The 12,298-nt window shown below is 74.6% G+C and carries 8 protein-coding genes; 2 read left to right on the top strand and 6 right to left on the bottom strand.

Annotated features, from left to right (window positions below; translation table 11 throughout):
- The first annotated feature begins 22 nt into the window (after nucleotides 1-22).
- Nucleotides 23-3,232, top strand: coding sequence for an ACP S-malonyltransferase (gene fabD / locus TNCT1_RS11790; protein WP_143630860.1), 3,210 nt, complete (start codon nucleotides 23-25; stop codon nucleotides 3,230-3,232).
- Between the two features lie 300 nt (nucleotides 3,233-3,532).
- On the top strand, nucleotides 3,533-4,267 hold the full coding sequence (locus TNCT1_RS11780; RefSeq protein WP_143630819.1) for a GNAT family N-acetyltransferase: 735 nt from the start codon (nucleotides 3,533-3,535) through the stop codon (nucleotides 4,265-4,267).
- Nucleotides 4,268-4,320: 53 nt separating this feature from the next.
- On the opposite strand, the gene TNCT1_RS11775 is transcribed toward TNCT1_RS11780, so the two are convergent.
- From TNCT1_RS11775 to TNCT1_RS11750, 6 genes are all read right to left on the bottom strand, one after another.
- Nucleotides 4,321-4,725, bottom strand: coding sequence for a hypothetical protein (locus TNCT1_RS11775; protein ID WP_143630859.1), 405 nt, complete (start codon nucleotides 4,723-4,725; stop codon nucleotides 4,321-4,323).
- 90 nt (nucleotides 4,726-4,815) lie between these two features.
- The gene (locus tag TNCT1_RS11770; RefSeq protein WP_143630818.1) at nucleotides 4,816-5,169 is read right to left on the bottom strand and encodes a hypothetical protein; all 354 of its coding nucleotides are present in this window, start codon (nucleotides 5,167-5,169) and stop codon (nucleotides 4,816-4,818) included.
- 113 nt (nucleotides 5,170-5,282) lie between these two features.
- Nucleotides 5,283-6,287: a methylmalonyl Co-A mutase-associated GTPase MeaB gene (meaB, locus tag TNCT1_RS11765; RefSeq protein ID WP_143630817.1), complete on the bottom strand. Its 1,005-nt coding sequence runs from the start codon at nucleotides 6,285-6,287 to the stop codon at nucleotides 5,283-5,285.
- Between the two features lie 6 nt (nucleotides 6,288-6,293).
- Entirely contained in the window at nucleotides 6,294-8,468 is a 2,175-nt protein-coding gene (gene scpA / locus TNCT1_RS11760; protein ID WP_143630816.1) for a methylmalonyl-CoA mutase, read from the bottom strand.
- Nucleotides 8,468-10,285, bottom strand: coding sequence for a methylmalonyl-CoA mutase family protein (locus TNCT1_RS11755; protein ID WP_143630815.1), 1,818 nt, complete (start codon nucleotides 10,283-10,285; stop codon nucleotides 8,468-8,470). Before TNCT1_RS11755 ends, scpA begins: the two co-directional genes overlap by 1 nt.
- A gap of 108 nt (nucleotides 10,286-10,393) precedes the next feature.
- Nucleotides 10,394-12,115 carry a hypothetical protein gene (locus TNCT1_RS11750; RefSeq protein ID WP_143630814.1) on the bottom strand — a complete coding sequence of 574 codons (1,722 nt, stop codon included), beginning with the start codon at nucleotides 12,113-12,115 and terminating at the stop codon, nucleotides 10,394-10,396.
- Nucleotides 12,116-12,298: the final 183 nt, after the last annotated feature.

Genomic DNA, 12,298 nt, shown 5'->3' with positions numbered 1-12,298 from the left:
GGGGCCGCTGCCCGTCGTCTTCATGTTCTCCGGGCAGGGCTCGCAGTACTACGGGATGGGCCGGGAGCTCTTCGCCGAGAACGAGGTGTTCCGCGCGGCGCTGCGCCGCCACGACGCCGTCGTGGCCGAGGAGCTGGGCGAGTCCGTGCTCGCCCGGCTGTTCGACCCGGACCGGCGCCGCAACGACCCCTTCACCGACACCCGGCTCACCCACCCGGCGATCGTGATGATCGAACTGGCCCTCGCCGAGACCCTGCGCTCGGCCGGGGTGGAGCCCGACCACCTGCTCGGCTCCAGCCTGGGCGAGTACGCGGCGGCCGCCGTGTCCGGCAGCATCGCCCCTGACGCCTGCCTGCGGCTGCTGGTCCGCCAGGCCGAGGGGCTCGGGGCGGGGCCGCGCGGCGGCATGCTCGCCGTGCTCGCCCGGACCGACGTACTGGACCGGGTGCCGGAGCTGCGGGCCTGCGAGATCGCCGCCCGCAACTACCCCGGCCACTTCGTGGTCGCCGGCACGGACGACGACCTCGACCGGGCCGAGGCCGCGCTGCGCCGCGCCGACGTGCTGCACCAGCGCGTCCCGGTCGAGTACGCCTACCACTCCCGCCTGATGGACGAGGTGCTCGGCGCGTGCCGGGCCTCCCTGGACGAGGCCGAGTTCGCGCCGCCCCGCCTGCCCTGGGTGTCCTGCGTGGACGGGGAACCGGTGGAGCGGCCGGGCGCCGAGCACTTCTGGCAGGTGGCCCGCCGGCCCATCGAGTTCCAGCGCACCATGGACCGGATGCGGGCCCGGGGCGACTTCCTCTACCTGGACCTCGGCCCTTCGGGCACCCTGCACAACTTCGTACGAGGCAACCTCCCGACGGGCACGCGATCGAGGTCGCTCGCCCTCCTCAGCCCGTTCGGCCACGACCCGGGCGTGCTGGACAGGGCGCGGGAACTGGCCGCCCCGGCGACACCGAACCGGGCGAAGACACCAAGGAAGGCACAACGCATGAAGGTCTACGGTTTCCCCGGCCAGGGCTCCCAAGTACGGGGTATGGGCCGGGAGCTCTTCGAGAAGTACCCCGAGCACACCACCACCGCCGACCGCGTGCTCGGCCACTCCCTCGCCGAGCTGTGCCTCGACGACCCCGGGCGGCGCCTGGGCGAGACGCAGTTCACGCAGCCCGCGCTGTTCGCCGTGAGCGCCCTCGGATACCTGGAGCGGCAGGCCGCGGACCCGGTGCCGGCCGACTACCTGGTCGGCCACAGCCTCGGCGAGTACGTGGCCCTGTTCGCCGCCGGCGTCTTCGACTTCGAGACCGGGCTGCGCCTGGTGCAGCGGCGCGGCGCCCTGATGGCCGAGGCCGGCGGCGGCGGCATGGCGGCCGTGGTCGGCCTGGACGAGACGGAGCTGCCGCGGGTGCTGGCCGAGGCGGGCATCGAGGACCTCGACATCGCCAACCACAACGCGCCGGACCAGCTCGTCGTCTCCGGCCCGCGCGAGTCCGTCGAGGCGGCCCGCGCCGCCGTGGAGGCCGCGGGCGCCCGAGCGGTGCGGCTCAACGTCAGCGCCCCCTTCCACTCCCGCTACATGCGCGCGACGGCCGAGGAGTTCGCCCGCTTCCTCGACGGGTTCACCCTGCGGGCGCCCGCCGTGCCGGTGCTGGCCAACGTGGACGGGCAGCCGTACGACCCGGACGCGGTCAAGGAGACGCTGACCGCGCAGATCGTCTCGCCGGTCCGCTGGACCGACACGGTGCGACGGCTGATGGGCCACGGCGACTTCGACTTCGTGGAGATCGGGCCCGGCCGAGTGCTGACCAACCTGGTCGCGAAGATCAGGAACACCGCGCAGCCGCTGCCCGCCCCCGCCCCGCGCCGCGCCCCGGCGCCCGAGCGGCCGGCCCCGGCGTCCCCGGCCGCGACCCCGGCGGCCGCCGCACAGGCGCCGGACACCGCCGCGGACACCGCCGTGGCCGCCGCCGCGGTCACCGCCGACACCCTGGGCGCCGCGACCTTCCGGGAGCGGTACGGCCTGCGCCGTGCCTACCTGCTGGGCTCCCTGTACGGCGGGATCTCCGGCCGCCAGATGCTGGGCGCCGCCTCGAAGGCCGGCCTGCTCGGTTTCCTCGGCACCGGGGGGCTGACCCTGGAGGAGATCGACGGCAGGCTGCGCGAACTGGCCGGCGACCTCGGCCTCGGCGGCGCCTTCGGCGTCAACCTGCTCTACCGGCACGGCGCCCCGCAGGAGGAGTCGGCGCTGGTGGACCTGCTGCTGCGGCACGGCATCGACCTGGTGGAGGCCTCCGGCTTCCCGCTGATCACCCCGGCCCTGGTGCGGTTCCGGCTCAAGGGCGGCCGGATCATCGCCAAGGTCGGCCGCACCGACGTGGCCGCCGAGTTCCTGGCCCCGCCGCCCGAGCGGCTGGTCGCCAGGCTGGTGGAGACCGGTGAGGTCACCGCCGAGGAGGCACGCGCCGCGGCCGGCCGGCCCATGGCGGACGACCTGTGCGTCGAGGCCGACGGCGGCTGGCTGACCAGCAGCGCCGACCTGCTGACCCTGCTCCCCGCGGTGCTGCGGTTGCGCGACGGCGCCGCCCTGCCCGGCGAGCGGGTGCACGTGGGCTGCGCGGGCGGCCTCGGCACCCCGGAGGCGGTGGCGGCGGCGTTCCTGCTCGGCGCGGAGTTCGTGCTGACCGGCTCCGTCAACCAGTGCTCGGTCGAGGCCGCCACCAGCGCCGAGGTGAAGGACGTCCTGCAGGCCGCGCGCGAGTACGACGTGGACACCGCGCCGTGGGGTGAGCTGTTCGAGTTCGGCACCCGGGCCCGCTACCTCAAACGGGGCCTGTTCTTCCCGGCGCGGGCGACCCGGCTGCACGAGCTGTGGCGCCGGCACGTCTCGGCGGCCGAGCTGGACGACGAGACCAAGACCCAGATCCTCGACCGCTACCTGGGCGGCGCGCACCCCGCGCCCGGGGCGCCCGGCGCGGACCCGAAGCAGGAGCTGGCGGATTTCTTCCGGGCCTACTTCACCCGCGGCTTCCGGCTCGCGGTGACCGGCGACGACCGGCACCGGGTTGACTACCTGGTGCACTGCGGACCGGCGATGGGCGCCTTCAACCAGGTGGTCGAGGGCACCGGCCTGCAACAGTGGTCCGCGCGCACGGTGGAGGCCGTCGCCGACACCCTGATGGAGGGCGCGGCCGCCCACCTCACCACCCGCCTGAACGCCTTCCACCGGACCAGCTGACACCTCGGCGCCCGGGCTGGTCCGGCCCAGCTCGATCCGGTCCAGCTCGATCCGGTCCAGCTCGATCCGGCCCAGCTCGGTCCGGTCCGGCTCGCTCTGTCCGGCCCGGTCCGGCTCGGCCCGGCTCGGCTCGCCTGGCCCGACTCGGTCCGGCCTGGTCCGGCTCGGCCCGGCCCGGCGGTGCCCGGGGCCGCCCGGGCACCCCGCCCCCGTACGGGCCGCCCGCGAACCCGGCGCGCGGCTGCCTATGATCGCTGCCCGGGGCACCCGACCCGCGCGCCGGAGGAGAGGGACAGCACGATGGTGAACCACGAGGCCGCGGTGCTCGACGACCCGGTGGGCGCCTCGCTCCGCGGCCACCACGCCCATCTGGCCCGCCGGCTCGGCCGGGCCGCCGGCTACCTGCCGGACGTGGCGACGTTCTGTGCGGTCCCCGCCGACCCCGGCCCGGCGGAGTGGGCCGACCTGGCCCGGCTGCTCGGCCCCGGTCAGCTCGCCGACCTGTTCAGCCGCCCGGTCACCCCGCCGCCGGACTGGGAGCCGGTCTTCACCCTGGAGGGCCGCCGGATGACCTGGTCCGGCACCGGCCCGTCCGGTCCGGCCGGGCCCGACGCGGCGACCGGCGTGGTCGAACTGGGCCCGGAGAGCGTGCCCGAGATGCTGGACCTCGTCGAGCGGACCCGGCCCGGGCCGTTCCGGCCGCGCACCCCGGAACTCGGCACCTACCTGGGCGTCCGCGACGACGGCAGGCTGGTGGCGATGGCGGGGGAGCGGCTGCGGCCCCCGGGCTGGACCGAGATCAGCGCCGTCTGCACCGCTCCCGAGGCACGCGGCCGGGGACACGCCGCCCGGCTGATCGAGGCGCTCGTCGCGCGCGTCCTGGCACGCGGCGAACGTCCCTTCCTGCACGTGGCGGAGGCGAACACCGGCGCGATCGCGCTCTACGAGCGCCTGGGGTTCACGACCGGCGAGTATGTGACCTTCCGCGGGTTCCGCACCCCGTGGCCGCATGATTCACGACCGGCGAGTATGTGACCTTCCGCGGGTTCCGCACCCCGTGACCACCCCGGCGTTCCCGGCGGGGCGCCTCACCCTGGCTTCCGCGCGGCGCGGTGCGCGGGCTCGGGGGCGATCAGGGCGGCGGTCGTCAGGGCGGCCCAGCCCAGGGCCGTGACAGCCGCCCCGGCCCGGCGGACCCTGCCGGGGAGCGCGGTGCCGAAGAGGACGGCGTCCCCGATGTCCGAGGCGATACGCACGGCGGAGGCCGTGACCAGCGCCGGGCCCCGGGGCGCGACGGCCATCGAAAGACCGCTCACCGCGTCCCGCACCGCCAGCGGGCGCAGCACCGTCTCGGTGCGCGGGCCGACCTCGCCGTCCGGGCCGGTCAGCCCGCAGGGCCGGGCGAGCAGCCCCGGCCGGCGGGCCGTCGCGGCTCCGTAGGCGAGTGTCGCCGCCCCGATGATCCGCAGTAGTCCGGTGCGCACTGTCGACACCTCCACACGTCGGCCACCTGTGAGTCCGCCGTCCGGGTACCCGCGCCGCCCCGGCTCAGCCGCGCGCCGGCCGCGGGCGGGCCCGGGGCCTCACGCCGCCGCCGTCAGCGCCGTCGCGGTGGCGATCGCGGTGTCGGCGCGGGCGTGTATGACCAGCCGGGTGCCGTCCGGGTCGGCGTTCGCCTCGAGCAGCCGCCGCACGGGGGCGCTGTGGGCGGCCACCGACATCACCAGACCGAGCCGGCTGCACAGCCGGTGGCTGCGCAGCACCGCGCCGACCGCCGCGTCCGCTTCCGCGTCGTCGCCCAGGACGACGACGAGCGAGACCGGCCTGTGCCCCTCGACCAGGGCGCCGATCCGTTCGTGCAGTGCCGTCCGGCCGCCGGTGCCGGGATCGTCGTGCACCGTGACGACGAGCACGCCCCGGTCGAGTGAGTGGGACATCCCCACGGCTGTCCATCTCCCCTCTGAGACCAAAAGGTTCATATTCGGACTACCCGGATACGAAGGGGTGATGCGGCCTGTTTCCCGTGCGGATCGCCGCGACCGCCGCGGACTCACCGCCCAGGCGCCGTGTCCCGCCGCTGCCCGAACGCCCGCAGGATGCCCTCCGCCGCCAGGGTCGCCGTCAGCGTGCCCTCCCGGACGCGCTGTTCGAGCGCCGGGGCGGCCTCGCGCACGGCCGGATCCGCGTGCAGCCGGCCCAGCAGCTCGTCCCGGACCATCGACCAGGTCCAGTGGACCTGCTGGTCCCGCCGCTTCGCGGCCAGCCGGCCGGTGGAGTCCAGCAGCGTCCGGTGCTGCTCCAGCCGCTCCCAGACCACGTCCAGGCCGGCCGACTCACGGGCGCTGCAGCTCAGCACCGGCGGGGTCCAGAACGCGTCCTTGCCGTGCATCAGACGCAGCGCGCCCGCCAGTTCGCGTGCCGCCGCCCGCGCGTCCCGCTCGTGCGGGCCGTCGGCCTTGTTCACGGCGATCACGTCGGCCAGCTCCAGCACGCCCTTCTTGATGCCCTGGAGCTGGTCGCCGGTGCGGGCCAGGGTGAGCAGCAGGAAGGAGTCGACCATGTCGGCGACCGCCGTCTCCGACTGACCGACGCCGACGGTCTCCACCAGGATCACGTCGTACCCGGCGGCCTCCATCACCACCATCGACTCCCGGGTGGCCTTCGCGACCCCGCCCAGCGTGCCCGCGCTGGGGGAGGGCCGCACGAAGGCGTCCGGGTCGACCGCGAGGCGCTCCATCCGGGTCTTGTCGCCCAGGATTGAACCGCCGGTGCGGGTGGAGGAGGGGTCCACCGCGAGCACGGCCACCCGGTGGCCCTGCGAGGTCAGCAGCGTGCCGAACGCGTCGATGAACGTCGACTTGCCGACCCCCGGCACGCCGCTGACGCCGATCCGCCGCGCCCGGCCGCTGTGCGGGAGCAGCTCGGTGAGCAGCTCCTGCGCCAGCGCCCGGTGCTGCGGGCGGGTGGACTCCACCAGCGTGATGGCCCGGGCCACCAGGGCCCGCCTGCCGTCGAGCACACCCTTCACATACGTGTCGAGATCGATCGCTGCCATACGCGGCTACAGCTCGTGGCCGAGGCCGGCCGACAGCCGCTTCACCAGGTCGTACGCCGCGTCCGGGATCACCGTCCCGGGCGGGAACACGGCCGCGGCGCCCATCTCCAGCAGCGTCGGCACGTCCTGCGGCGGGATCACCCCGCCGACCACGATCACGATGTCCTCGCGGCCCTCCTCGGCGAGCTTCTCCTTCAGCGCCGGCACCAGCGTGAGGTGGCCGGCGGCCAGCGAGGACACCCCGACCACGTGCACGTCGGCCTCGACCGCCTGCCGGGCGACCTCCTCCGGCGTCTGGAACAGCGGGCCGACGTCGACGTCGAAGCCCAGGTCGGCGAAGGCGGTCGCGATCACCTTCTGGCCGCGGTCGTGGCCGTCCTGACCCATCTTGGCCACCAGGATGCGCGGCCGGCGGCCCTCGGCCTCCTCGAAGGAGTCCACCAGGGCGCGGGTGCGGTCCACGGACGGCGACTGGCCTGCTTCGTTGCGGTACACGCCGGAGATCGTACGGATCTGGCTCGCGTGCCGCCCGTACACCTTCTCCAGGGCGTCGGAGATCTCCCCGACGGTCGCCTTGGCGCGGGCCGCGTGCACGGCCAGCTCCAGCAGGTTGCCGTCGCCGCCGGCGGCCCGGGTGAGCGCGTCCAGCGCGTCCCGGCAGGCCTGCTCGTCCCGCTCGGCGCGCAGCCGCCGCAGCTTCTCGATCTGCTGGGCGCGCACCGAGGAGTTGTCGACCTTCAGGACCTCGATCTGCTCGTCGCTGTCCACCCGGTACTTGTTGACGCCGATCACCGGCTGGCGCCCGGAGTCGATGCGGGCCTGGGTGCGGGCCGCCGCCTCCTCCACGCGCAGCTTGGGGATGCCGGCGTCGATGGCCTGCGCCATGCCGCCCGCCTGCTCCACCTCCTGGATGTGCGCCCAGGCCTTGCGCGCGAGGTCGTACGTCAGCCGCTCCACGTACGCGCTGCCGCCCCACGGGTCGATGACCCGGGTGGTGCCCGACTCCTGCTGGATGAGGAGCTGGGTGTTGCGGGCGATGCGGGCCGAGAAGTCGGTGGGCAGCGCGAGGGCCTCGTCGAGGGCGTTGGTGTGCAGCGACTGGGTGTGGCCCTGGGTCGCCGCCATCGCCTCGACGCATGTGCGCGTCACGTTGTTGAACACGTCCTGCGCCGTCAGCGACCAGCCCGAGGTCTGCGAATGCGTGCGCAGCGACAGGGACTTGGTGTTCTTCGGCTCGAACTGCGCGACCAGCTTGGCCCACAGCAGCCGGGCCGCGCGCAGCTTCGCGATCTCCATGAAGAAGTTCATGCCGATCGCCCAGAAGAACGACAGCCGGGGCGCGAACGCGTCCACGTCCAGACCGGCCTCGCGGCCCGCGCGGATGTACTCCACACCGTCCGCGAGGGTGTACGCCAGCTCCAGGTCGGCCGTCGCCCCCGCCTCCTGGATGTGGTACCCGGAGATGGAGATGGAGTTGTAGCGGGGCATCCGCTGCGAGGTGTACGCGAAGATGTCGGAGATGATCCGCATCGACGGCTTCGGCGGGTAGATGTAGGTGTTGCGGACCATGAACTCCTTCAGAATGTCGTTCTGAATGGTTCCGGCCAGCTTCTCGGGCGGTACGCCCTGCTCCTCCGCCGCCACGATGTACAGCGCCAGGACGGGCAGCACCGCGCCGTTCATCGTCATCGACACGGTCATCCTGTCCAGCGGGATGCCGTCGAAGAGCTGCCGCATGTCGAGGATCGAGTCGATGGCCACGCCCGCCATGCCGACGTCACCGGTCACCCGCGGGTGGTCGCTGTCGTAGCCCCGGTGCGTGGGCAGGTCGAAGGCGACCGACAGGCCCTTCTGGCCGGCCGCCAGGTTGCGCCGGTAGAACGCGTTGGACTCCTCGGCGGTGGAGAAGCCCGCGTACTGGCGGATCGTCCAGGGCTGGTTGACGTACATCGTCGGGTACGGGCCGCGCAGGTACGGCGCGATGCCCGGGAACGTGCCGAGGAAGTCCAGGCCCTCCAGGTCACTGCCGGTGTACAGCGGCTTGACCCCGATGCCCTCCGGGGTCTCCCACAGCGGCTCCTCGCTCCCGGTCGCCCGCTTCACGGCCGTGCGCCACTCCTCGGCGCTGCCGTCGGCGGCCGGCGTCCCCAGCTCGATGCCGGCGAAGTCGGGGATTCCCATCAGGACACTCCCATGCGGTCGAGGGTCGCGGACAGCACGTCGATGGCGTCGCAGCCCGCGAAGACGTACGAGTCGACGCCCGGGTGCTCGGCCGGGCGGCCGGCCAGGAACACGTGCCGGGCGCCGGCCGCGCGCAGCGACTCGGCGGCCTGCGCGGCCCGTTCGGCGTAGAGCGCGTCGCTGGAGCACAGCACGGCCTCGGTGGCCCCGCTGTCCTCGAAGGCGCCCCCGGTGACCGGCTCGATGCCGCCCGCCTGGAACAGGTTGGCGGCGAACGTGGAGCGCGCGGTGTACTCGGCGGGGGAGCCGAGGGTGGCCAGGAAGATCCTGGGCCGGGAGCCGGTCGCGGCCAGGTGCGCGTCGGAGCGGGCGCGCAGCGCCTCGAACGCCTCGTCGCGGCGCACCCGGGGCAGTCCGCCGGACGGCGGCTCGGGCGCGGGCTCGCGCTCCACCGGCTTCTCGCCCAGCAGCGGGAACTCGCTGACGCCGGTGATGGGTTCGCGCCGCTTGGCGAGCTTCTTGGAACGCTCCGCCCAGGTCGTCGCCAGGTCCGTGCGGATCCGGCCCGAGCGCAGGCAGGCCGCCTGGCCGCCGTCCCGCTCCACGGACCGGAAGTACGCCCAGCCGGCCTGGGCGAGTTCCTCGGTCAGCCGCTCCACGTACCAGGAGCCGCCCGCCGGGTCGATCACCCGGGCCAGGTGGGACTCCTCCATCAGGATCGTGGAGGTGTTGCGCGCGATACGGCGGGCGAACGCGTCCGGCAGGCCCAGCGCGTGGTCGAACGGCAGCACGGTCACCGCGTCGGCGCCGCCGACCCCGGCGGCCAGCGTGGCCACCGTGGCGCGCAGCATGTTCACCCACGGGTCGCGGCGGGTCAGCATCACCGGCGAGGTCACCGCGTGCTGGACCTGCGCGCCCGCGCCCGGCGCCCCGGCCACCTCGGCGACCCGCGCCCACAGCCGGCGGGCCGCGCGCAGCTTGGCGACGGTCAGGAACTGGTCGGCGGTGGCCGCGTAGCGGAACTCGAGCTGGGCGCAGGCCGTCTCGACCGGCAGCCCGGCCTCGGTCAGCGCCCGCAGGTAGGCCACGCCGGTGGCGATGGAGGCGCCCAGCTCCTGCGCGGCCGAGCCGCCCGCCTCGTGGTACGGCAGCGCGTCCACGGTCAGCGCGCGCAGGCCGGGATACGTCCCGGCGCAGCGCCCGGCGAGGGCGGCGAAGGGGGCGACGTCCAGCGGGACGCCGGTGCGGGCCTCGTGGCCGAGCGGGTCGCCGCCGAGGCCGCCGCGCACCGCCCCGGGATCCACGCCCCTCGCCTCGTACAGCCGCAGCAGCGCCTCGGCGGCCGCCTCGGTGTCGCGGCCGGCGTCCAGCACGACCGGGGCCAGGTCGAGGTACACGCCGTCGAGCGCCCGGTCCAGTCCGGAGACCGGGATGCCGCCCTCGCCGAGCACCAGCCACAGCGAGGTGACGCCGTTCTCCAGGTCGGCCAGCACCGCGCCCTCCGCGCCGCCGCCGAGCGCCGTGTGCCGCTGCCGTACGTCCCAGCCGCCGGCCGTGCCGCCCTCGGGGCGGCCGCCGCGCACGTAGGGCGCGAAGCCGGGCAGGCCGGGGTCGGGCGCGGCGTCGCGCGCGGTGTAGAGGGGCCGGGTGCGCAGCCCGTCCTCGAGCGTCGTGGACAGGGCGTCCTCGACTGCCGCGCCGGAGACTTCCTTGCCCGACTTGCGCAGCACACCCTCGACCAGGCGGTGCCACTGCTCGTGCGTCGCGTCAGGGAACTCGGCGGCCAGTGAGAGCCCGTCGTCAGGCAGGACCGTCATGCTCGGATGCTAGGGCAGGGCGCTCATGTGACAGCAGAGCGAGAGCTGTGACGTTTCCCTCTCTGCGGCTGTGACCTGCACCTCGCCCGGCCCCGGCGGCCCGGTTTCCTACCGTTCGGGTGACTGCTCACGGCCCAGGTCGGCCGGCCGCAGGTCCCGGGTGGACAGCGTCTGCGGGTCCCCGGTGAAGGCGCGCAGGCGGAACCGGGCGCCCGCCTGCGCCGGCAGCGCGAACCTGCCCGACGGGGCGCGCAGTTCGACGGAGGCCGTGGTGTGCGCGGCGATCGTGGCCGGACCGCGCGTCAGCGACCAGTATCTGCTCGCCCCGTGGCTGGTGGTGAGCATGTAGTGCGGGGTGAGCGCGGTGCCGCCGGTGTTGGTCACCCGCAGGCTCAAGCCGGACAGCGACTGCGCCGTGGCCCGCCGGGCCGCCGTGACGTCCATCCGCAGCGGCGGCCGGCCGGTCGCCGCGAGGGCCGCGCTCACCAGCGCGGGCAGCACCAGCAGCGCGGCCGCGCCGGCCAGCGCGAGCCGGCGGCGCGGGCCCCTGAGCCGGCGGGGGCGCGGCTGCCAGGCGTTCGCGAAGTCCGGCAGCGGCACGGTGACCGCCGCCGCGAGCCACAGCGGGGTCATCATCAGGTAGTAGCCGTCCTGGGACCGGGTCGCCAGCCAGAAGGCGCACCAGGGCAGCACCGTCGCCGCCGGACCCAGCCGCCGTACGAACAGCACGTACAGCGCCAGCAGCGCGGCGGCCAGCAGGACGCTGGCGTGGCCGTACCAGTCGAGGCGGTCGCTGCCGTGCGTGAAGTACAGCGAGACGTCCACCAGGCCCTGGCCGTGCAGCACCGCGCCCTGGGTGAGGGGCAGCGCGACGCCGTCGAGCCAGGGACCCGGTTCGCGCACCATGAAGTAGGCGTTGAGCAGCAGCCAGGTCGCCCCGGCGATCCCCAGAAGCCGCGCGCAGACCGCGGTGGCCGCGCGTCCGCCCAGTTCGCCGCGGCGCACCGCGTGGATGCCGGCGAGCAGGAAGGGGGCGACGAACCACGGCAGTTGCTGGGTGGCGCAGGCGGCGCCCAGGCACACGGCCCGGGCGATGCCCGGCGTGCCGAGCCGGCCGCCCCTGCCGATGCGGGACCAGCCCACCACCACCGGGATCAGCAGCACCATCGCCTCGATCGCCGGATAGCCCGAACGGGCGTACCCCGGCAGGAAACCGAAGCCCAGGCACGCCATCGTCGCCGCCGAGCGGTAGGGCGCCGGCAGCATCCGCCACAGCAGCACCGCACCGGTGAGCAGGGCGACCGTCGCCGCCGCCGTCGCCGGGGCGCCGCCGCCGCCCACCCACAGCAGGGGCGCGGCCAGCAGCGGGGCCAGCGGGGGATAGCCGTACGTGAAGTCGTACCCCCCGTCTATCGTCGGCGTCACGGCGACGTTCGGGCCGTGGAACAGCCATGGCCAGGGCTGCCCGTAGACCGCGTGCCCGGCGACCAGTTCGCGCGCGGCCTGGGCGGTGAGCATCGCCTCGTCGCCACCGGCGTGGTTCAGCCACCAGGCGCAGCCGGTGAGCGTGAGCGCGGTGAGCAGCACCATGAGGTCGACCCGGGCCAGCGAGCGCGTCCGGCGGACCGTCAGCGCGAGGACCCCGCCGGCCAGGATCGAGACGTAGCAGACCGACACCACCGCCGTGACGAAGAGGTTGTGGGTCGCTGCCTGGGACCACAGTGACCGGGTCCCGATGAACAGGCTCACGTCGGCGAGCAGGGTCAGGACCCGGTGCCACTGCGCGGGGCCGCGGACTTCTTCGGTGTGACGTCCCGGGGCGGTGGACACCGCCGGCCGTGTCCACCGCCCGGGTGCCACCTGCTGAGTTTCTGCCAAGTGCACGGCACCGGACGCTAGTGGCGGCCGGTGAGTGAGGCGGGGAACGACATGAAGAGACCGGTGTGAGGGCGGTAAGAAGGGGTTTTTTCGTACATGTGCCCCATGGAACAGGACGCTTGAGCGGTCGCGCAG

The organism is Streptomyces sp. 1-11, from assembly GCF_007176755.1.
In the GTDB taxonomy this organism is placed as follows: Bacteria; Actinomycetota; Actinomycetes; order Streptomycetales; family Streptomycetaceae; genus Streptomyces.
Note: the sequence above shows the minus strand (reverse complement) of the source record. Positions and strands in the feature narration are given on the sequence as shown.